This window comes from Microbacterium testaceum StLB037 (assembly GCF_008763945.1).
In the GTDB taxonomy this organism is placed as follows: domain Bacteria; phylum Actinomycetota; class Actinomycetes; order Actinomycetales; family Microbacteriaceae; genus Microbacterium; species Microbacterium testaceum_G.
The window spans coordinates 1,852,486-1,872,496 of record NZ_VTQH01000001.1; the positions used below are offsets into that span (position 1 = coordinate 1,852,486).

17 protein-coding genes are annotated in these 20,011 nt (G+C 71.2%); 10 read left to right on the forward strand and 7 right to left on the reverse strand.

The genetic code is table 11. The annotated features are described in order from the left end of the window. Positions 1-103: 103 nt before the first annotated feature. The gene (locus tag F9B98_RS08580; protein WP_150955634.1) at positions 104-448 is read left to right on the forward strand and encodes a TIM-barrel domain-containing protein; all 345 of its coding nucleotides are present in this window, start codon (positions 104-106) and stop codon (positions 446-448) included. A 117-nt stretch (positions 449-565) separates the two neighbouring features. Here F9B98_RS08580 and F9B98_RS08585 read toward each other — a convergent pair whose 3' ends face one another. After that, entirely contained in the window at positions 566-2,092 is a 1,527-nt protein-coding gene (locus tag F9B98_RS08585) for a CitMHS family transporter (protein ID WP_150955637.1), read from the reverse strand. Positions 2,093-2,257: 165 nt separating this feature from the next. On the opposite strand from F9B98_RS08585, the gene F9B98_RS08590 reads away from it, so the two are divergent. Beyond that, positions 2,258-3,889 carry a sensor histidine kinase gene (locus F9B98_RS08590; RefSeq protein ID WP_191966721.1) on the forward strand — a complete coding sequence of 544 codons (1,632 nt, stop codon included), beginning with the start codon at positions 2,258-2,260 and terminating at the stop codon, positions 3,887-3,889. After that, positions 3,886-4,536, forward strand: coding sequence for a response regulator (locus F9B98_RS08595; RefSeq protein WP_150955639.1), 651 nt, complete (start codon positions 3,886-3,888; stop codon positions 4,534-4,536). The genes F9B98_RS08590 and F9B98_RS08595 overlap by 4 nt, the downstream gene beginning before the upstream one ends. A gap of 3 nt (positions 4,537-4,539) precedes the next feature. On the opposite strand, the gene F9B98_RS08600 is transcribed toward F9B98_RS08595, so the two are convergent. Continuing rightward, positions 4,540-5,826 carry an alpha-amylase family glycosyl hydrolase gene (locus tag F9B98_RS08600; RefSeq protein WP_150955642.1) on the reverse strand — a complete coding sequence of 429 codons (1,287 nt, stop codon included), beginning with the start codon at positions 5,824-5,826 and terminating at the stop codon, positions 4,540-4,542. 100 nt (positions 5,827-5,926) lie between these two features. Further along, positions 5,927-7,153: an ROK family protein gene (locus tag F9B98_RS08605; protein WP_150955646.1), complete on the reverse strand. Its 1,227-nt coding sequence runs from the start codon at positions 7,151-7,153 to the stop codon at positions 5,927-5,929. Between the two features lie 144 nt (positions 7,154-7,297). Between F9B98_RS08605 and F9B98_RS08610 the strand changes: the two genes are divergently transcribed. Genes F9B98_RS08610 through F9B98_RS08625 form a run of 4 tightly spaced genes read left to right on the forward strand, consistent with a single transcriptional unit; the run spans position 7,298 to position 12,166 of the window. Then, positions 7,298-8,611, forward strand: a complete 1,314-nt coding sequence (locus tag F9B98_RS08610) for an extracellular solute-binding protein (protein WP_150955649.1) — start codon at positions 7,298-7,300, stop codon at positions 8,609-8,611. Beyond that, the gene (locus F9B98_RS08615) at positions 8,608-9,522 is read left to right on the forward strand and encodes a carbohydrate ABC transporter permease (protein ID WP_150955653.1); all 915 of its coding nucleotides are present in this window, start codon (positions 8,608-8,610) and stop codon (positions 9,520-9,522) included. Before F9B98_RS08610 ends, F9B98_RS08615 begins: the two co-directional genes overlap by 4 nt. Then, positions 9,519-10,454 (forward strand): carbohydrate ABC transporter permease, encoded by a 936-nt coding sequence (locus F9B98_RS08620; protein ID WP_412177030.1) that lies wholly within the window; start codon positions 9,519-9,521, stop codon positions 10,452-10,454. Before F9B98_RS08615 ends, F9B98_RS08620 begins: the two co-directional genes overlap by 4 nt. Before the next feature lie 26 nt (positions 10,455-10,480). After that, positions 10,481-12,166, forward strand: a complete 1,686-nt coding sequence (locus F9B98_RS08625; protein WP_225310268.1) for a glycoside hydrolase family 13 protein — start codon at positions 10,481-10,483, stop codon at positions 12,164-12,166. A gap of 82 nt (positions 12,167-12,248) precedes the next feature. Here F9B98_RS08625 and F9B98_RS08630 read toward each other — a convergent pair whose 3' ends face one another. The 4 genes from F9B98_RS08630 to F9B98_RS08645 are packed head-to-tail and all read right to left on the reverse strand — an operon-like array spanning position 12,249 to position 16,253. Then, positions 12,249-13,061 (reverse strand): glycosyltransferase family 2 protein, encoded by an 813-nt coding sequence (locus tag F9B98_RS08630; protein WP_150955659.1) that lies wholly within the window; start codon positions 13,059-13,061, stop codon positions 12,249-12,251. After that, positions 13,058-14,065 carry a hypothetical protein gene (locus F9B98_RS08635; RefSeq protein WP_150955662.1) on the reverse strand — a complete coding sequence of 336 codons (1,008 nt, stop codon included), beginning with the start codon at positions 14,063-14,065 and terminating at the stop codon, positions 13,058-13,060. Before F9B98_RS08635 ends, F9B98_RS08630 begins: the two co-directional genes overlap by 4 nt. Then, the gene (locus F9B98_RS08640; protein ID WP_225310269.1) at positions 14,059-15,195 is read right to left on the reverse strand and encodes a glycosyltransferase; all 1,137 of its coding nucleotides are present in this window, start codon (positions 15,193-15,195) and stop codon (positions 14,059-14,061) included. The genes F9B98_RS08635 and F9B98_RS08640 overlap by 7 nt, the downstream gene beginning before the upstream one ends. Then, positions 15,192-16,253: a glycosyltransferase gene (locus tag F9B98_RS08645; RefSeq protein ID WP_191966722.1), complete on the reverse strand. Its 1,062-nt coding sequence runs from the start codon at positions 16,251-16,253 to the stop codon at positions 15,192-15,194. Before F9B98_RS08645 ends, F9B98_RS08640 begins: the two co-directional genes overlap by 4 nt. A 144-nt stretch (positions 16,254-16,397) precedes the next feature. Here F9B98_RS08645 and F9B98_RS08650 point away from each other — a divergent pair, with 144 nt between their 5' ends. The 3 genes from F9B98_RS08650 to F9B98_RS08660 are packed head-to-tail and all read left to right on the forward strand — an operon-like array spanning position 16,398 to position 19,656. Continuing rightward, complete coding sequence (locus tag F9B98_RS08650) at positions 16,398-17,339, forward strand: WcbI family polysaccharide biosynthesis putative acetyltransferase (RefSeq protein ID WP_150955668.1); 942 nt, start codon at positions 16,398-16,400, stop codon at positions 17,337-17,339. Then, the gene (locus tag F9B98_RS08655) at positions 17,336-18,337 is read left to right on the forward strand and encodes a glycosyltransferase (protein ID WP_150955671.1); all 1,002 of its coding nucleotides are present in this window, start codon (positions 17,336-17,338) and stop codon (positions 18,335-18,337) included. The genes F9B98_RS08650 and F9B98_RS08655 overlap by 4 nt, the downstream gene beginning before the upstream one ends. After that, positions 18,334-19,656 (forward strand): glycosyltransferase family 2 protein, encoded by a 1,323-nt coding sequence (locus tag F9B98_RS08660; protein WP_225310270.1) that lies wholly within the window; start codon positions 18,334-18,336, stop codon positions 19,654-19,656. Before F9B98_RS08655 ends, F9B98_RS08660 begins: the two co-directional genes overlap by 4 nt. Positions 19,657-20,011 lie beyond the last annotated feature (355 nt).

Genomic DNA, 20,011 nt, shown 5'->3' on the forward strand with positions numbered 1-20,011 from the left:
GGGGACGGAGGGGGGGGACGCCTCCTCCGTCATGTGACTCGATCGCACCGGCTCGCCATATCTCTTCGCGCGCGAGGCCCTGAGCCCGTATGTGCGCGAGGTCATGCGCGACGCGCACGACGACGGTCAGCCGGTTCTGCGGGGGCTGTTCCACGAATTTCCCGCCGACGCGCGGTCGTGGAGCGTGAAGGACCAGTGCCTGCTCGGCCCCGACCTGCTGGTGGCCCCCGTCCTCGACGCCGGCGCTCGCGCTCGCACCGTGGTCCTGCCGGCCGGCGCGGACTGGACCGATCTGTGGAGCGGCACCGTGCACCCCGGCGGGGGAGAGGTCGAGGTCGATGCGCCGCTCGAGCGCATCCCGCTGTTCGTCCGCGACGGCGCCATGCCAGAGGTGGTCGCGGCCGTCCGAGCGGCGTTGGGGCTTCCCGCCGCCGCGCTCCCGGCGTGAGACGCCTCGCGCCCCCCCCCCAACCGATAAACGCTTGCTGCACTGGGAAACGCCCTCGGAGAGCGTTCCTCAGTGCAGCGAGCGTTTATCGGCGTCGGCGCGACGCAGTGAAGCGGGTCAGCCGAGCAGCGGCACCGCGCCCACGAGCACGCCGACCGCGAGCATCACGAGCGAAACCACCGTCGCTCGCCACAGCACCTTCTTGTGGTGGTCGCCGAGGTTGACCCCGGCGAGCGAGACGAGCAGCAGGATCGCGGGCACCAGCGGGCTCTGCAGGTGCACCGGCTGGCCGGTGATCGAGGCGCGGGCCATCTCGACCGGGGCGATGCCGTAGTTCGCGGCGCTCTCGGCGAGCACCGGGAGGATGCCGAAGTAGAACGCGTCGTTCGACATGAAGAACGTGAACGGGATCGACAGCACGCCGGTGATGACGGCCAGGAACGGGCCCATCGACGAGGGGATGACCTGGGTGATCCACGCCGCCATCGCCGTGACCATGCCGGTGCCGTTCAGCACGCCGACCAGCACACCGGCGGCGAGCACCATCGACACGACCCCGACGATGGAGGGGGCATGCGCGACGATCTCGTCGGCCTGTCCGCGCAGCTTCGGGAAGTTCACGATGAGGGCGACGGCCGCGCCGACCATGAAGACGAACGCCAGCGGGAAGACGTCCATCACCAGCAGCACCATGACCGCGGCGGTGAGCGCGAGGTTGAACCAGAGGAGCTTCGGGCGGAGCGTCGCGCGGTTCGGGTCGAGCATCGTGTCGGCCATGGCGGTGTCGGCGGTGTCGACCAACTGCGCCGCGGCGACGGCGTCGCGTCCGCCGCGGACGGTGACGACGTTGCCGGTGCGCAGCGAGGCCACCGCGCCGGGCTTGGGCTCCGCTCCGCGGAAGATCTTCGGGGCACCCAGACGGCCGAAACCTCCGGGGCCGTCGATCTTGGCGGTGTCGATCGAGCCGGCGAGGCGCTTGCGCTCCGCCAGGCCGAGGAACCAGGCGAACGCGAGCGAGACGACCAGGCCCGCGAGCAGCGAGGGGATCATCGGGACGAAGACATCGGTGGGCTGAAGGCCCAGGGCGGTCGCGGCGCGCACGGTCGGGCCACCCCACGGAACGATGTTCATCGTGCCGTTCATGAGGCCCGCGACGCAGGTGAGCACCACGGGGCTCATGCCCAGACGCAGGTAGAGCGGAAGCATGGCCGAGGTCGTGATGATGAACGTGGTCGAGCCGTCTCCGTCGAGCGAGACGGCGCCGGCGAGGATGGCCGTGCCGAGCACGATCTTGGCCGGGTCGTTCCCGAGCACCCGCGTGATGACGCGGATCAGCGGGTCGAACAGGCCGACGTCGATCATGATGCCGAAGTACATGATCGCGAACATCAGCAGCGCCGCCGTCGGCGCCATCTTGCTGATGGCATCGATCACCATGTCGCCGAGGCCCAGGCCGGCGCCGGCGATCAAGCCGAAGACGGTGGGCACAACGATCAGCGCCACCATCGGGGTCAAGCGCCGCGTCATGATCAGGGCCATGAACGACAGGACCATGAGGAAGCCGAGGGCGACGAGCACTCCGTCGGCGGGCGTGTAGGCCACCGCGTACTCTTCGGCTTCGGCCGCAAGGATCAGGGGGGTCATCGCGACTCCTTTGTCGTGACGGGCGCGGCTTTCGCGCTCGATCCGGTGACACTACGGAGGCCGGGCCCCTCGACGCGCGCTTGCTCGCATTGCGGACGGTATTGCGCGTACCGTGTGTTCTGCGCATTTCGCGCACGAGGACGTGAGTCGAGGCGGGAGGCGCAAATGCGGTTCGCCACGCGCATGCTGGTCGTGCAGGTCGCCACGCAGGTGGCCGTCGTCGCCGTGTGCACCGCCGTGTTCGCCTGGCTCGGGGTGCAGCAGCTCAAAGCCGAGGCCGACTCGTCGGCCCTGAACATCGCCCGGTCCGTCGCCGAAGCGCCCGAGGTGCGCGACCTCGTCGAGGCCTACTCCGCCGATCCCGGGACTCCGGATGCCGCGACCCTGCGCGACGGTCTCCTGCAGCGGTACGCCACCGACGTCACCACCCGCACGGAAGGCCTCTTCGTCGTGATCACCGACGATCACGGCATCCGTCTGGCCCATCCCGATCTCGATCGGCTCGGGCAGGTGGTGAGCACGAGCTTCGCCGATGCGCTCGCCGGGCGCGAAGTGGTCACGTGGGAGACCGGAACCCTCGGCGAATCCGCGCGCGCGAAGGTGCCCGTCTACCCGCCCGCCGGCGGCTCCCCGGTGGGCGAGGTGAGCGTGGGCTTCGAGCGGGCGAGCGTCTTCGACGACCTGCCCGCCCTGATCACCGGGATCGGGGTCGCCGTCGCGCTCGCCGTGGCGATCGGCGCCGTCGTCGCCCTGCTCATGCGCCGCCGCCTCGAGCGGCTGACCCTGGGCGTCCAGCCCGAGGAGCTCGTGTCTCTCGTGCAGACGCAGACCGCCGTGCTCGAAAGCGCCGACGAAGGGGTCGTCGCCCTGGACGACGCCGGTGTCGTGCGAGTGTGCACGCCCTCCGCCGAACGACTTCTCGGAATCACGGATGCCGTGGGCCGCCGCCTCGACGAGCTCGACCTCCCGCCCGCCGTCGTCGGCGCCCTGTCGAGTTCGGGGGCGTCGAGCGGGCTCCCGCTGGGCGACCGCGTCGTCTTCGTGGACGTGCGACCGGTCCGTCGTGGAACACGCACGCTGGGGCGGGTGGCGACCCTGCGCGACCGCACCGACGTCATCGCCCTGTCGGGGCGCCTCGACAGCGTGCGCGCCATGGGCGATGCCCTGCGCGTGCAGCGCCACGAGAACGCCAACCGCCTGCACGCCGCGGTGGGACTGCTCGACGCCGGACGCACCGACGAAGCGCGAGCGTTCCTCGCCGATCTCGTCGATCGCGGATCGGTCGACTGGGCCGTGCCCGGCATCGAACTCGTCGGCGACCCCATGCTGCAGTCGTTCCTCGGCGCCAAGGCGCTGTCGGCGCGTGAACGCGGGGTCGCCCTGCGCGTGGCCGACGACACGTTCTCGACCGCCTCGATCGACGACGTCGAAGACGTGGTCGCCGTGCTCGGCAACCTCATCGACAATGCCGTGACGGCGGCGGCATCCGCTCCCGAACCCCGCGGGGTCGAGGTGAGCGTGCTCGACGACGCCGACGCGGTCGTGCTGACGGTGGCCGACACGGGCCCGGGTATCGCCGACGTCGAGGCGATCTTCGCGCCGCGCGAGCGCGGAGACGACTCCGAAGCCGTGCACGGACTCGGCATCGGACTCCCGCTCTCGCGCGAGTTCGCCCGGCGCCGGGGCGGCGAGGTGTGGGTGGTCGACGCGGGCGGCGGCGACCACGGAGCGGTGGTCGCGGCGCGCCTGCCGGGCGTGCGCGGCGGGACGAGTGAGCGGGAGGGGATGAGCGAGTGAACGGCATCCGGGTTCTGGTCGTCGACGACGACTTCCGCGTGGCGGGGCTGCACCGCGACGCGGTGGCGGCGCGGCCGGGCTTCGTCGCGCTCGAACCGGCGCGTTCGGTCGGCGAGGCACGCGCCGCCGTGGCCGCGCAGGCGCCCGACCTCGTGCTGGTCGACGTGTACCTCCCCGACGGCGACGGCATCGAGTTCGTGCGTTCGCTCGACGTCGACGCGTTCGTGCTGTCGGCGGCGACCGACGCCGCGACCGTGCGCCGCGCGTTCTCGGCGGGAGCGCTGGCCTATCTCGTCAAGCCGTTCGACACGCGCGTGCTCGCCGAACGCCTCGATCGTTTCGCGCGCTACCGCAACCTGCTTTCGAGCACGCGGCCCCTCACACAGGACGACATCGACCGCGCGGCATCCGTGATGCGTGGCGAGCGCGAGGGCGCCTCGCTGGCCCGGTCGGCGACCGAGCAGACGGTCCTCGCCGCCCTCGGAGCAGACGAGGCCTCGGCGACCGAGGTGGCCGAGCGCATCGGGGTGTCGCGCGCGACGGCGCAAAGGCACCTGACCGCCCTCGCCGAACGCGGGCTCGTGCAGGTGAGCCTGCGCTACGGCAGCACCGGCCGACCCGAGCACCGCTTCCGCGCCGGCGCCTGAGGCTCAGCCCTCCAGCACCACCCATCCGCGGGGGCCGAGGGCGATCCGCCCGTCGGTCAGGCTCCCGTCACCGGTGACCACCGCGCGCGCGTCGGCCGCGGGCAGTGACACCGGCTCGTCGCCGATGTTGAGCGCCACCACCACCGCATCTTCTCCGGTGGCGGTGCGCAGTACGATTGCGGCGTTCGCGATCTCGACGACGTCGGTGTGCGCGCGCCAGAGCCACGGCTTGCGGCGGCGCAGGGCGATGAGCGCCCGGTGCGCTTCGAGGATGCTCTCGTCGACGTCGTCGACCTCCGCGGCGGATGCCGGGAACGCGGGCCGCACCGCGTCGTCGCCGCCGAGGCGCTCCTCCTTCACCCCGGTCCAGCCGAACTCGTCGCCGGCGTACACCGACGGGGTTCCCGCGACCGTGAAGAGCACGGCGAGGGCGTGCGGCATGAGATCGGGCCCGATGGCCGAGGCGATGCGGGTGACGTCGTGGTTCCCCACGAACGTCTGCGGGGCGAAGGTGGCGAGCAGTTCGTCGTGCCGCTCGATCGCGTGGCTCAGCTCGAAGAGGTTGCTGTCGGCGATCCCGTGCCAGATGCCCTGCCACAGCTCGTACTGCGTCAGCGAATCCATCGTCGACGCGCGCACGATCGCGGGCCCGTCGCCGTGGATGACCTCGCCGACGAACCACGCCTCCGGGAACCTCTCGCGCACCCGCGGGAGCACCTCGGCCCAGAACTCCGGCGGCACCGCGTAGGCGGCATCCAGTCTCCAGCCGTCGATCCCGCGTTCGAGCCAGTGGCACATCACGTCGACGACGAGGTCGGCGACCGCGGGCGAGGAGTGATCGAGGGCGACGAGTGCTCCGTGCCCCTCGAAGACCTCGGCCTCGAATCGGCCGTCGACCCACTGCCCGCGGAACAGCTGCGGTCCGTCCTCCGTCATCGTCTGGAAGGCGGGGTGGGCCCTGCCGACGTGATTGAAGACCCCGTCGAGCAGGACCCGGATGCCGCGCTCCCGTGCCCCCGCGAGCAAGCGGTCGAAGTTTCCCTCGTCGCCGAGCCGCGGGTCGATGCGGAGGTGGTCGACGGTGTCGTAGCCGTGCGTCTCGGACGCGAACACCGGCCCGAGCAGCAGCCCGTTCAGGCCGAGCTCGATGACGTGGTCCAGCCACGGCTCGAGCCTGTCGAGGCGGTGTTCGATCTCGGCATCCGGCCCGTCTCCATCGCGAATCGGCGCACCGACGAAGCCGAGCGGGTAGACGTGCCACCACATGACGTGTTCGGGCCACGAGGGCATGAGAACTCCACCTGCCCGGGGCTCGGACCGGACCCCTCGACGCTATCCGTCCGCGCCATTCCTGCCGCGGGGGTTGTCCTGAGGTCCCGGATGCCGTGTCTCAGGCCCGCGCGCGATCCTCGGGCAGCGCGAAGACGGGCAGGTCGAGGGCGTTCTCGCGCGCGGCCTCGACGGCGGCGGCGACGGCGCCGATCGAGACGATGTCAGCGCCGAGACCCGACGCGACGATGTCGGGGGCGGGGAGGTCCAAAGCCCTCGGGAGGGCGGAGATCGCAGCATCGATGATGGGGCCCGCGCCCGCGGCGATCGCTCCCGAGACGATCACGCGGTCGACATCAAAGAGGCTGCCGAAGATGCCGACGACCCCCGCCAGCGCTCCGCCCACCCGACGGGCGACGGCGAGCGCCCCGGTGTCTCCCGCCGCGGCGAGGTCGAGCACGGTTTTGGCGTCGAGCGACTCGGGGGCCATCCCGCGCAGCGCGCTGTCGGCCGGAAGGCTGCCGTCGGCCTGCGCCGCCCGCGCCGCGTCGACGCAGCGAGGCGCGAGGCCCTCGGCGCTGCTGACGCCCTCCACGCGGTCGAATGCCACGGTCTCGCCCGCGCCGCCGTGCTTCCCGCGCAGGAGGTGACCGTCGAGGTGGATGCCAGCACCGAAGCGCTCCCCGGCGAGCAAAGCCACGAAGTCCTCGCAGCCGACGGCGGCTCCGCGCGCGCGTTCGGCGACGGCCGCGAGAGAGGCGTCGTTCTCGACGCGGACGACCGGTGACCACGCCTGGAAGGTGTCGATGAAACCGGGGTTCATGCGTTCCCAGAACCGGTCGTGGTGCACGGGCGAGCGTCCGTGGCGGTCGACGGGGGCCGGCACCCCGACGCACATCGAGACGATGTCCGCGCGTGCACGTCGCGCGCGCGTGAGGGTCGCCTCGACGATCGTCTCGGCCGCTCGCCGACGGCGGTCGGGGGAGTCGCGCTCGGGGTCGACGGCCAGGCGCGAGGTGGCCAGGGTCTCGCCGCGCAGGTCGGCGACCGTGGCGGTCACATGACCGCGCCCGGCGTCGACCCCGACGACCACGCCGATGCCGGGCTGGAAGGCGAAGCGCCGCGCGGGGCGGCCCTTCGAGTACTCCCCGACGGCGCGGGCGTTGGGCATCTCCGCGAGGAGGCGCCGGGCGGTGAGTTCGTCGAGAACGTCGATCGCCGTCGAACGGGTCACCCCGACGGCGGCGATCACGTCGCTCGCGGTGAAGGCGTCGGTCTCCCACGCGTGACGCAGGACGGCGTCGAGACTGTGTCGGCGGAGCGAGGGCGTGGCGGTCGTCGCATCCATCGGCATCCGCCCCTCCGTCATCTCGCGCCCCGGACCTCTTGACCGGTGTGCGCCCCGATGCAATACTGCCTGCACGACATTGATTTGGCGACTAGATTTAGTCGCTGGTACAACATATTCGCAGTGCGGCGGAGGAGGCAAAAGGTGTCGACGAAGACCAGGGCCGGGCGACGATGGTTCGCGGCGACCGCGGTGGGGGTGCTCGGGGCGAGTCTGCTCGCGGGCTGCTCGACCGACGGGCGCGAGACCATCCGCTTCACCTTCAGCAAGCGCGAGGCGCTGTCGTTCATGAACGACGTCGTCGCGCAGTACAACGCCTCGCAGGACAAGGTGCGCGTCGAGATGGACAGCTCGGGCGTCGACGTCGTCTCGGCGAGCTTCGTCCGCGGCAACCCGCCCGACATCATGCTCGCCAACTACAACTACGAGGTCGCGCGCTTCGTACAGCGCTGCGCGCTCAGCGACCTCAGCGGGACCGCGGCGGCCGCGAGCGTGCGCGAAGACCTGCAGCCGCTCATGGACCAGTACGGCTCGTGCGAAGGTCGCACCAGCGCCCTGCCGTACTCGGTGATGGCGGCATCCGTCATCTACAACAAGCAGATCTTCGATCAGCTCGGACTGCAGGTGCCCACCACCTACGACGAGCTCATCCAGGTCGCCGAGACCCTGAAGCAGAACGGGGTGACCCCCTTCTACGGCACCTTCAAAGACGACTGGACCGTCGCGCAGGGCTGGTACGACTACTCCATCGGCGGCTCGCTGAACGTCATCGACTTCTTCGACGGCCTCGCAGACGAGGGCGACCAGGTCGGACCCGACTCGGCCGTGTCGTTCGCCAAGGACTTCACCGCACCCATGGACCGCATGCTCGAGCTGGCGCAGAACTACACGAATCCGGATGCCGAGAGCCGGGCCTACGGCGACGGAAACCTCGCCTTCGCGCAGGGCGAGGCGGGCATGTACCTGCAGGGACCCTGGGCGCTCGGCGAGATCGCCAAGACGGCACCCGACCTGCCCGTCGGCACGTTCCCCTTGCCCATGACCGACGACCCGGCCGATCTCAAGGTGCGCGTCAACATGGACCTCGCGGCGATCATCCCCGAGGCCTCGCGTCACCAGGACGCCGCGCGCGACTTCCTCGAGTACCTCTACCAACCCGAGATCATCGAGGCCTACAACGAGTCGCAGCTCGGCTTCGCCCCCACGAAGGACGCCCCCTCGCCGAGCGACCCGCGCGTGGCCGGGATGATCCCGTACTACGACGAGGGCGCCATCTACCAGGGCGCCTCGGTGCTCGTGCCCAAGACCATCCCGACCTTCAACTACGCCCAGGCCATGATCTTCGGCGCCTCGCCCGAGTCCACCCTGCGCACCATGGACGAGGACTGGTCGCGCCTGGCGTTCCGCCAGCCCCCGGCCTCGACGAACGATGCCGCTGGCGAGGAGGCCGCGCGATGACCACTACCACCACGATCGTCACGGGAGGCAAGGCGACAGCGCGTCGCAGCACCCGTCGTGTCGAGCCGATCTACTACCTGTTCCTGCTGCCGACGCTCGCGCTCTTCACGCTCGCGATCACGGTTCCGGGCCTGATCGGCATCTTCTTCAGCTTCACCGACTCGATCGGGCTGGGGGAGTGGACCTTCACCGGCCTCACCAACTACATCGCGATCTTCAGCGACCCGGCCATCCTTCAGGCGTACCTGTTCACCTTCGGTTTCTCGGTCGCGACCGTGATCGTCGTGAACGTGGCCGCGTTCCTGCTCGCGGTCGGGCTGACGGCGCAGATCCGGTTCAAGAAGGCGCTGCGCACGGTCTTCGTGATCCCGATGGTGATCTCGGGCATCATCATCGCCTACGTCTTCAACTTCCTCTTCAGCAACTCGGTGCCCGAGGCGGGAGCCGCCCTCGGCATCCCGTGGCTCGAGACGAGCCTGCTCGCCAACCCCGACCTCGCGTGGGTCGCGATCGTGATCGTGACCGCGTGGCAGGCCATCCCCGGGACGCTCCTGATCTACATCGCGGGTCTGCTGGCGGTGCCCGGCGACGTCTACGAGGCCGCCGGCCTCGACGGGGCGAGCAAGACCCAGCAACTGCTGCGCATCACGCTGCCGCTGGTGGCCGGATACGTCGTCATCAACGTCATCCTCGGCTTCAAGGGCTTCTTGAACGCGTACGACATCATCGTCGGTCTCACCGGCGGTGGCCCCGGCACCGCGACGCGCAGCGTCGCGATGTCGATCATCTTGGGATTCAACGGAGGCGACTACGCCTACCAGATGGCCAACGCCGCGCTCTTCTTCGTGGTCGCCGTCGTCATCTCGCTCCTGCAGCTCTCGCTGACCCGGGGAAGGAACACCCTGTCATGACCGCCCTCAACCAGCCCGCCCTCGCCTTCGAGCAGGCCGAGCTCACCGTCCCCGAGCGTCAGGGCCCCGCCGGCACCGGGCCCGCGCGCCGCCGCTCCCGCCGCGTCGGCATGGAGCGCGTCAACTGGTCGACGACGACCATCCTCGTGCTCTGCGCCCTCACCGTGCTGCTCCCGCTGTACGTCACCGTCTCGATGGCGCTGAAGAGCGGCACCCAGGTCGTCGACGGCAACGCGTTCTCCCTCCCCTCGCCGATCAGCTTCGACGGATTCGTCCAGGCGTGGACGCTGACGAAGTTCCCGGTGGGCCTCGCGATCTCGCTGCTGGTCACCGCCGGCACCGTCGTCGCGACGATCATCCTCGCGGCCTTCGCCTCGTACGCGATCGCCCGCAACTGGGACCGCAAGCTCTTCCGCTACTCGTTCTTCTACCTGCTCGCGGCGATGTTCATCCCTTTCCCCGTCGTCGCGCTGCCGCAGATCCAGCTGACGGGCCGGGTCGGGCTCGACAACCCGCTGGGCGTCATCATCCTCGCCACGATGTTCCAGCTGAGCTTCAGCGTGCTGCTGTTCACGGCCTTCCTGCGCTCCATCCCCCTCGAGCTGGAGGAGAGCGCGCGCATCGACGGCGCGACCACCTGGCAGACGTTCTGGCAGCTGATCTTCCCGCTGCTCGCCCCGATGAGCGCGACGGTCGGCATCTTCGCCTTCCTCTACGCCTGGAACGACTTCATGATGCCCTCGCTCATCATCAGCGACCCGGCCCTGCAGACCCTGCCCGTGCGGCAGAACCTGTTCCAAACGCAGTTCTCCAACAACTACAACGTCGCCTTCGCCTCGTACCTCATGGCTATGGCCCCCGCGATCGTCGCCTACCTCTTCACCCAGCGATGGGTGATGGCGGGCGTCACGCAGGGCGCCGTCAAGGGCTGACCGACCATCCCCTCGAAAGGACAACCGTGACCACCGCCGCACCTTCCGCAGCGCCCGCCCGCCACCTCTCCGACGCCCCCGACTGGTGGCGCCAGGCCGTCGTCTACCAGGTCTATCCCCGCAGCTTCGCCGACACGAACGGCGACGGCCTGGGCGACATCCCCGGCATCACCTCGCGCGTTCCGTACCTCGCCGAGTTGGGGGTGGATGCCGTGTGGCTCAGCCCCTTCTACCCTTCGGCCCTCGCCGACGGCGGGTACGACGTCGCCGACTACCGGGACGTCGACCCGCGGTTGGGCACCCTGGCCGACATGGATGAGCTCATTTCGCAGCTGCATGCCCGCGGCATCCGCGTCGTCGTCGACATCGTGCCGAACCACACCTCGAATGATCACGCCTGGTTCCAGGAGGCCCTGGCCGCCGGCCGCGGGTCGGCCGCCCGCGAGCGGTACATCTTCCGCGAGGGCACCGGACCCGACGGCGCCGAGCCGCCCACCGACTGGGTGTCGGTGTTCGGGGGATCGGGGTGGGAGCGCGTCGCCGACGGCCAGTGGTACTTCCACAACTTCGACGTCTCGCAGCCCGACCTGAACTGGTCGAACCCCGAGGTGCGCGCCGACTTCGTGAAGACCCTGCGCTTCTGGAGCGACCGGGGCGTCGACGGGTTCCGTATCGACGTGGCGCACATGCTCACCAAGGACCTCAGCGAACCCCTGCCTTCGCAGGCCGAGCTCGACGCGATGCCCATCGACGGGAACCACCCGCTGCTCGACCGCGACGACGTGCACGAGGTCTACGCCGAGTGGCGCGCGGTGTTCAATTCGTACGACCCGCCGCGCACGGCCGTGGCTGAGGCGTGGGTGCACCCCTCGCGCGTGCCGCTGTACGCGAGCGCCGAGAGTCTCGGTCAGTCGTTCAACTTCGACCTGCTCGAGGCCGACTTCGACGCCGGGCAGTTCCGCCGGATCGTCGCCGACAACCTCACGCTCGCGGCGCAGTCGGGCTCGTCGACGACGTGGGTGCTCTCGAACCACGATGTCGTGCGTCACGCCACGCGGTACGGCCTTCCCGACGCCGAACGCGGCGAGGACGGTCGTCCGACGCTCAAGCACGGCAACGAGTGGCTGCTGTCGGGCGGGCAGTCGCCGACCCTCGACGCGGAGCGGGGCGAGCGCCGTGCTCGGGCGGCCGCGCTGTTCGTCCTGGGTCTGCCGGGTTCGGCGTACCTGTACCAGGGCGAGGAGCTCGGTCTGCACGAGGTCGCCGAGATCCCCGACGAGCAGCGTCAGGACCCGACGTTCTTCCGCAGCAGGGGGATCGATCAAGGGCGCGACGGATGCCGCGTGCCCCTGCCCTGGAGCGAGTCGGGCCCCGCGTTCGGCTTCGGCGACGCCGGCGCGCACCTTCCCCAGCCGGAGTGGTTCGCAACGTACGCCGTCGACCTGCAGGACGGCGACCCCGCGTCGACCCTGTCCCTGTACCGCCGAGCGCTCGATCTGCGCCACGAGCTGCAGACCGACGAGCAACTGGAGTGGGTCGAGAGCGCCGGTGACGACGTGGTGGCCTTCGCTCGGCCGAACGGCTGGACCGTCGTGACGAACTTCGGCGAGGAGCCCGTTCCGCTTCCCGCCGGCGAGGTGCTGGTGTCGAGCCGGCCGCTCGACGGCGAGACGCTGCCGGGCGAGACGACGGTCTGGCTGCGGCGCTCCTGACGCGCGCGGTTCTCTCGCAAGCGTCCAAGACACCCGGCCCCAATCCCCGGGGACTAAGGGTGTCTTGGACGCTCGACGGGCTTCAGCCCGTGCGCACCCACGCGTCATCACGGCGCTCGATCGCTCCGGCCGCCGCGAACGCCTCGAGCCAGCCACCCATCGGCCACACGCCCCACCGTGCGTGGAACGCGGCGCCGTTGCGGAGGATGTCGTCGAGGTGCTGCCACGGGGGAGAAGACACCGGATGCCACTGGTGGTAGGCGTCCGCCCCTCCCACCCAGTACATCTCGACGCCCTTCGCGCGAGCGGTCCACGCCAGGTCGGTGTCTTCGGCGCCGTAGCCCTCGTACCCGGGGTGGAAGCCCCCGATGCGCCCCCAGGTCGCCGCGGTGACGGCGAATGACAGCGACCAGAAGAGGTCGAACTCCTCCGGGGTGGCCCGACGGGTCGCGCCCGCGGCAAGAGCCGGGCGTGCCCGGTGCGGTCGGGTGAGGAAGGGCAGATCGGATGCCGTTTCCGGCCGCTGCACACTGCTCAGGTAGGTGACCGGCCCGGACAGGACGGCATCGCCGTGGCGCGCGGCCGCCGCCCGGTAGGCGGGGAGGAGGTCCGCTCCGGGGAGGCAGTCGACGTCGAGGAAGACGAGCAGCTCGGCCCCCGCCTCGATCGCCGCGTCGGCCGCCCGGTTGCGGCCCTCGCCGACGCGGAGTCCGCGGGGCCCGGGCGGGACGTGCAACGTGAGGGTGTCGGCATCCGGAGCCTCGATCGGCGGCGTCTCGTCGAGCCAGGTCTCGACCCGCACGATGTCGTCGGCCACCTCGGCGAGCACGCGCCGCTGGCGCTGGAGATGTTCCTCCCGCGCGCGCGAGGCGACGGTGACGACCGCGGTCCTCACCGCGCCACCGCCTCGATCGCCGCGGCCATGCGGTCGGCGGCCCCCTCGACCTGCCAGCGGGTCCAATCGGGGTCGTCGCCGGCGGCGCGCTCGATGATCTCCACCAGCTCCGCGGTGCTCGTGCGACTGTCGGCCCGGCGAGCGAGGCCCCAGCGCTCCAGCGCGTCGGCGGTGTCGTGCTGCTCGTCGAACGGACGATCCTGCGCGATGACCACGGCGCGGGCACCCGCGGCCGCGAGATCCGCCACGCTGTTCTGACCGGCGGCGCTCACCACGACGGTGCTGCGGGTGAGGAGCGGCCATGGATCGTCGACACGCGAGGCCGGGTCGTGTCCGGCCGAGGTGACGTCCCATCCGCGGGAGCGCAGGCGAGCGACCAGGTCTTCGCGGACGTGGTCATCGAGGACGCGGCCCAGCAACAGCACGGACCGCTGGTCGCGGGCGCCGGGCCGGTCCCGCCCTTCGAAACGCGAGATGCCGCCGGTCCAGACCACGCGGTCGACGTGGGGGCCCAGAGCCTCCGCCGCGACGGCGCCACGAGCCCACGGGGCCAGGATGCCGTCGGCGAGATCGTATGCGAGGGCGTGCGGCGCGTCGGTGCGTGCCCCGGGCTGCGTCATCGCGAGGGTGCGCAGGCCCAGCAACCGCGCGAACACGACGACCTCGACGCTGACGTCGACCACGAAAGCCGAGAGCGAGCGTTCGGCCGCGATCGAGGCGATCCGTGCGAGTCGGGCCCGGTGCCCCGGGTGATCGTGCGGTGCCCAGTGCAGGTGCCCGCGCACGGTGGGGTCGGCGTCTCGGGGGTCGACCGTCGAGCCGTCCGGTCGCGTGTACTCATCGGCATCCGGGGGCAGCTCGATCCAGTCCACCCCCGTCGGCAGGTCTGCGGGGCGGGGCATCGACGAGAACGCGACGACCGGCGTGCGCAGGTGCGGCGCCACGGCCAGGAACCGTGCGACATGACCGTACCCGTGGTGATGGACGTACCAGCCGATCACCACGACACCGCCGGCACGCGCCGGACGCCGGCGGGCTGGGCGACGTGCGCGAGGACGCGCTCGACCTCGCGGTATCGCTGTGCCAGGGAGTGCCTCTTCACCGCCGCGTGGCGCGTCCAGACACGGGTGAGCGGCTCGCGCACGCCCTCGGCGGCGAGGTGCGCGGCGGCCTTGGCGAGGGCGACGACATCCCCCGGCATGACGGTCGTCGAACCCGGCATCTCCGCGAGCACCTCGGAGACGCCGCCGATGTCGAAAGCCGCGACCGGGGTGCCGGTGGCGAGCGCTTCGGCGATCACGAGACCGAACGGCTCCTCCCACATCGGCGTCACCAGCGCGACGGCGGAGGAACCGACCAGGCGGCACAGATCCGGCTGGCGCAGCGGGCCGACGTAGCGGGCGTGCACGCCCAGGCGCGGGACGATCTCCTGCTCGAAGTAGTCCACATCGCCGATGCGTCCGGCGAGCACGATGTGCGCCCCGGCGTGCCGCGCGGCCTCGATCGCGAGGTGCGGAGCCTTCTCGGGCACGACGCGCCCCGACCACACCCACGACGGCCCCCCGGCCCCGCGGACCCACTGATCGGTGTCGATGCCGTTGGGGAAGACGAACGCGTCCACGCCCTCGACCGACCACGCACGCGCGGTCGCCTGGCTCACGGCCAGGAAGCGGTGCGCGGCACCGGCCACCTCGGCGGCGGCTTCGAGCAGGGGCTCGAGCGGGGGCGTGTGCAGGGTCGTGACCACGGGGATGTCCGCCTCCGCGCTCCAGCGGATCGGGGCCGGATGCAGGCTGTGATTGTCGACGACGTCGAACAGATGGCGGTCGGCGATGAGGCGCTCGCGAGCGGCGTCGAAGGCCGCGTCGACGGCGTCGGCGTAGCCCAGCGGGTACTCGGTGTCGGAGGCGTGCTCGGGGCGCGTCCACTCCGGCGTCGGCAGCTGGAACTCGGGCATGTCATCGAGGAAGTCGGAGCCCTCGGCCGCGCACAGCGTCACCTGGTGTCCGCGGGCGCGGAGCCAGCGCACCCGGTCCCACACGGTGGCTTCGAGGCCTCCCGCGTGCGGCTGGCGCAGGGGATAGCGCGACGGCGCGACCACGAGCACCCGCAGCGGCCGCTGCCCGCGGATCACGCGGCCACCTCCGTCGCCAGAACGCGGTGGTAGACGGCGAGATGCGCGGCCCGGACGGCCTCGAGTTCAATGGCGCGGTCCGCGCGACGGCGATCGACCTCCGCTTCGCGGCGGGCCGAGCCCGAACGCGACCACGCCGTGTCCGTGGCATCCACGATGGCCCGGGCGAGGGAGACCGGCTCACCCACCTCGAACGCGTGGAAATCCCGGGGATGCTGCGCCGCGATGTGCCCGATGCGCGTCCCGATCACCGGCACCGCCAGGTCGTAGCAGAGCTCCGCCCATCCCGACTGAGTGCCGTGGCGGTAGGGCAGCAGGCACGCGTCGAGGTCGGCGAGCCAGAGCGCGAGCGCGTCGTCGTCGAGGCGAGGGCCGCGCTCGACGCGCACGCCGTCCGTTCCCTCGGCGAGGAGAAGAATGGATGCCGCGGCCTCCTCGTCGCGGACGCGCTCATTCAACCGCACGACGGCCTCGACGCGTGCGCCCTGCGCGCGCAGGGCGGCGACGGCGCGCACGAGCGTCGCGGTGGTGCCGACGCCGTCGATGTTGGGCCGGACATCGCGCAGGTGTACGCCCACGCGGGTGACCTCGCGGGGCGACCCGGTCGGACGCGGAGCGTCGCCGAGGAGGGTGGGATGCGCGATCACGGTCGTGGCGCGGCCGGTGAGGCGTCGCACCTCGGCGTCCGCGGTGTCGGTGAGCGTGATCAGCGCGTCCGCCCCCGCCGCGAGCACCGCGAGAGACGCACGGTGCTCGTCCTGCGTGCTCAGCTGCGGGTTCTCCAGGTCGTGGACCGTGTAGACGAACGGCCGGCCCAGTCGCCGAAGTGTCGCGACCGTGTCTTCGAGTTCGGCAGCGCTGTATGACTCGATCCCGAAATGCACGTGGACCAGGTCGAAGTCATCGGCGTGCGTCTCGAGCCATGCCGGCAGCAGCACCTGCGGCGGCCACCACTGGCCGGCGGGAGCACCCGGCGGCGGAGGGTCGGCGAGCAACCGGACGCCGGCGGGATCCGCGACGGCGGCGACGTAGGGGTGTGCCGAGGGGACGGCGGCCACTCGAACCGGGGGGACGACGGTGACGACGATCTTCTCTCCTCCTCGTAATTGCGTGCATGACGGTGCGCGTACCGCATCGCCAGGCACATCGCAATGCAACGGGGCGGTTGGGACGACGATGACACCGACGGATACGTTCACATCATGGGCGGGGAGACGGAGCGGGTGCGAAGCCTTGCGGACCACGGCGACGCGGTGATAGCGCGCCGTACGCATTACGCCGAGTTCTTCGGCGAGATTCCGGCTCCCGGCGGTTACGGCGTCGTGGTCGGCAACTGCCAAGCGGAGTCGCTGCGCCTGGTGATCGCCTCCGAGAAGCTCCCCGCCATCCGCATCCCCGCGGTCCACGAGCTCGACGCCGATGACGCGGCACGACTGCACGCCCTGCTCGCGGGGGCCTCGTTCCTGGTGTCGCAGCCCATCCGCGACGACTACCGCGGACTCCCGCTCGGCACCTCGCAGCTGCGGGCCTCCCTTCCGCCCGGTGCGCGCACCGTGCTCGTCCCCGCCGTCCGCTTCTCGGGTCTGCACCCGTTCCAGGCCGTGCTCCGGCTGCCGGCGTTCCCCGAGGACCCGCCCCTCGTCGCCTACCACGACGTCCGCACCGTGGCCGAGGCCGCGGGGCTGAGCGTCCCCGCGCGGCTGCCCGCGTCGGTGGTGCACTCCCTCGCCGACGCCTCGATCTCCGAGCTGCGCCGCCGCGAGGCCCTCGGTCTCGACGTCGCGGCATCCGATCTCCTCACTCCCGTCGTCGAAGACCTCGCCCGCACCGTCAATCACCCCGGCAACGCGCTCTTCCTGCCGCTGGGTGAGCGCATCGTCGCCGCGCTCGGCTTCCCCGGGCACGTCGTCGACCCGGGTCGTCCGATCCTCGCCTCGGTGCGCGCGCCCCTCGAGTCCTGGGTCGTCGATGCCTGGGACCTCGACGCCGAACCGCGCCCCGATTGGATCGTCGCGGACGAGACGCTCCCCGCCGACGTCGTGCGCGAGGCCCACCTCGACTATTACGCGAAACGTCCCGCCCTCCTCGCCGCCGTGGTCGAGCGCATGACCCCCCTGCTGCGCACCTGGAGCACCGCCGCATGATTTCGAAGATCTCGATCCCGGATGCCACCCTCCCGGTGCTCCTGGTGCACCCCGGCCCGCACGGTGTCGCCGTCTACGCCCGGCAGATCGCGACCGACATCGCGGCGGCGGACGTCCGGGTGCGCGTCTCGACCGTCGACGCGGTCGCGTCCGTCCCCGAGGGAACGCCGGTGCACGCTCACGTCACCGACCGGCTGTGGGGGACCTCCCCGGAAGAGGCGACGCGGACGCTCACGGCGCTCGCCGCACGGCATCCGCTCACCGTGACCCTTCACGATGTGCCGCAGGAATCCGACGGGGAACGCAACCGCCCGCGTCGACGCGCGTTCTACCGATCCGTCGTCGAAGCGGCCCGAGGGGTCGCCGTCAACAGCGCGCATGAGCGCGAGTTGCTGCGCGAGGAGGGCGTCGCCGACGGGCCGATCGCCGTCGTTCCGCTGCCCGTGGTGTCCTCGCCCGCGCCGACGAAGGCGCCGGGAACCGACGATTCCGTCGGTGTCCTGGGCTATTTCTACCCCGGCAAGGGACACGACGAAGCGCTCGAGGCCGCCGTCGGGGCGGGGCTGGCACGCGTGACCGTGCTCGGGCGCGCCTCCGACGGGCACGCCGCCGACCTCGAAGCGTTCGTCCGTCGCGCTGATGCGCACGGGGTGTCCGTCGAGGTGACGGGCTGGCTCGACGACGCCGAGATGGCCGATCGCGTGCGCCGCGTCGCCGTCCCCGTCATCGCCCACCGGCATGTGTCGGCCTCGGGCTCGCTCGCGTCCTGGATCGGCTGGGGACGCCGCCCGCTCGCCGTGCGCAACCGCTACAACGACGAGATGGCGGCGCTTCGTCCCGGTACGGTGACCCTCGTGGAGCCGGCCGACCTCGCCGTCGCGGTCGCCGCAGCCCGCGCCGACGTTTCCTCCACGTGGCACGGACAACACCCGGTGCCGTTCGGCCCCGCCGACGCGGCTCGTGCCTATCTCCGCTGGTGGAGCGAGGTCGCCGCGTGAGCGCGGACGCCCCCTGGAGCGACCGGATGCCGTGGGTCCCCGGCAACCGCTGGGACCTCGTCGCGCACCTCGAGCCCGAACCCCCGCGCGTGAGCGTCATCGTCACGCACTACGCGCAGCCGGCTGAGCTCGCCAGAACGCTCGATGCGCTGCTCCGGCAGGACCACCCCCGCGATCGTCTGGAGATCATCGTTGCCGACGATGGTTCGCCCGAACCGCCCGTGGTCCCCGCGGGCGTCCGGCTCGTTCGGCAGGAGGACCGGGGTTTCCGCGCGGCCGCCGCCCGCAATCTGGGTGCCGCCGCGGCCACGGGCGACGTCCTCTGCTTCCTGGATGCCGACACCAGCCCCGAACCCGGTTATGTGCGGCGGATCTCCCGCCTCCCCGCTCTGCTGCCCGAGGCCATCACCGTCGGGCGCCGTCGGCACGCCGACTTCGCGGGCCTTCCCTCGGACGTCCCGGTCGAAGATCTCGGTCCGACCCGCGAGCTCCCCGAGCCGAGGTGGCTTCGCGATGCCTACCGGCAGAGCGGGAATCTGCTGCGCGCCGACGACCGCTCGTACCGGTACGTCATCAGCGCGGTCGCCGCGTGCTCCCGCGTGTTCTTCGAGGAGGTCGGAGGGTTCGACGAGAGCTTCTCTTCCTACGGCGGCGAGGACTGGGAGTGGGCTCACCGCTGCTGGCAGGCCGGCGGAGTCCTCGCCCATATCCCGGATGCCGTGGCCTGGCACGACGGCCCGGATTGGGCGGGTCGTGCGGCGGACGAGAGCGCCGCAGAGGGGAATCGTCAGACGATGAGCTTGGCAGCGAAGATCCCCGTCGACGGATCCGCCGGGAGGGGGTTACTCCCCTCGGTGGCCGATGTCGAGGTGTCGGTGCCCGTCACGACGACCGCCGCAGCATTCCTCAGCGCGGACTCCCTGCTCGCGGCCCTCCCGCGCGCGGCGGTCGTGCTGGACCCGATGCCCGACGAACCCATGCTCCATGCCGACCCGCGCGTCCGTGCCACGGCCGGTACCGATCCGCGCGTCGTCGTCGCGCTGGATCATCCGGTCGTCGTCCTCCGAGCCGAGGCGCTGCGAGATGCTCTGGGCGTCCTCGCCGGAGGAGAGATCGGCCGGGTTCATCTCCGGTCGCCGGAGGGGACGGCCCTCGGGTCGGCCATGAGTCGGCGCGCCCGGCGACGAGCCGCGCGGTGGGGCACGAAGGCCGGCTTCGCGGAGACAACGCTCATCGTCGACGGGATCCACGCCGTGCGAGACGAACCCCATCTGGAGTCGTGGGTCGGTGCGTGGGGCGAGGCCCCCCGATTCACCTGAGGATCGGCGCATCCGCGTGTTTCCGGGCTTCCGCGTCTGCGACACGCCCGGGATGAGGGGTCGATTCGACCGATCCTCGGGAGCGACGTAATGTTTTACCTGTTCGCCCCACAGGGGAGAGCGGAGCGGCCGAAAGGCCCCGCGTCCTCTCAAGCGGTGAACCACCCCCAACACGACACTTGAGAGTTTCGATTCTCTGGTCTACAGTTGGGATACTGCCACTCGGCACACATCCTCAGCGGTCACACTCTTTCGGGAGTTGCTTTGCGCTGATGTCCGTCGAGTCAGCAGGCAACTTGAAGTGAACTGCCTCACGGGTAGGTCGAGAGATCGTTTCTGTGGGTGCGTCCGTTCC

Coding starts and splice junctions, on each gene's coding strand:
- F9B98_RS08580 (WP_150955634.1), top strand. CDS start 104: ATGCGCGACGCGCACGACGACGGTCAGCCGGTTCTGCGGGGGCTGTTC.
- F9B98_RS08585 (WP_150955637.1), bottom strand. CDS start 2,092: ATGACCCCCCTGATCCTTGCGGCCGAAGCCGAAGAGTACGCGGTGGCC.
- F9B98_RS08590 (WP_191966721.1), top strand. CDS start 2,258: ATGCGGTTCGCCACGCGCATGCTGGTCGTGCAGGTCGCCACGCAGGTG.
- F9B98_RS08600 (WP_150955642.1), bottom strand. CDS start 5,826: ATGCCCTCGTGGCCCGAACACGTCATGTGGTGGCACGTCTACCCGCTC.
- F9B98_RS08605 (WP_150955646.1), bottom strand. CDS start 7,153: ATGGATGCGACGACCGCCACGCCCTCGCTCCGCCGACACAGTCTCGAC.
- F9B98_RS08615 (WP_150955653.1), top strand. CDS start 8,608: ATGACCACTACCACCACGATCGTCACGGGAGGCAAGGCGACAGCGCGT.
- F9B98_RS08620 (WP_412177030.1), top strand. CDS start 9,519: ATGACCGCCCTCAACCAGCCCGCCCTCGCCTTCGAGCAGGCCGAGCTC.
- F9B98_RS08650 (WP_150955668.1), top strand. CDS start 16,398: ATGGGCGGGGAGACGGAGCGGGTGCGAAGCCTTGCGGACCACGGCGAC.
- F9B98_RS08655 (WP_150955671.1), top strand. CDS start 17,336: ATGATTTCGAAGATCTCGATCCCGGATGCCACCCTCCCGGTGCTCCTG.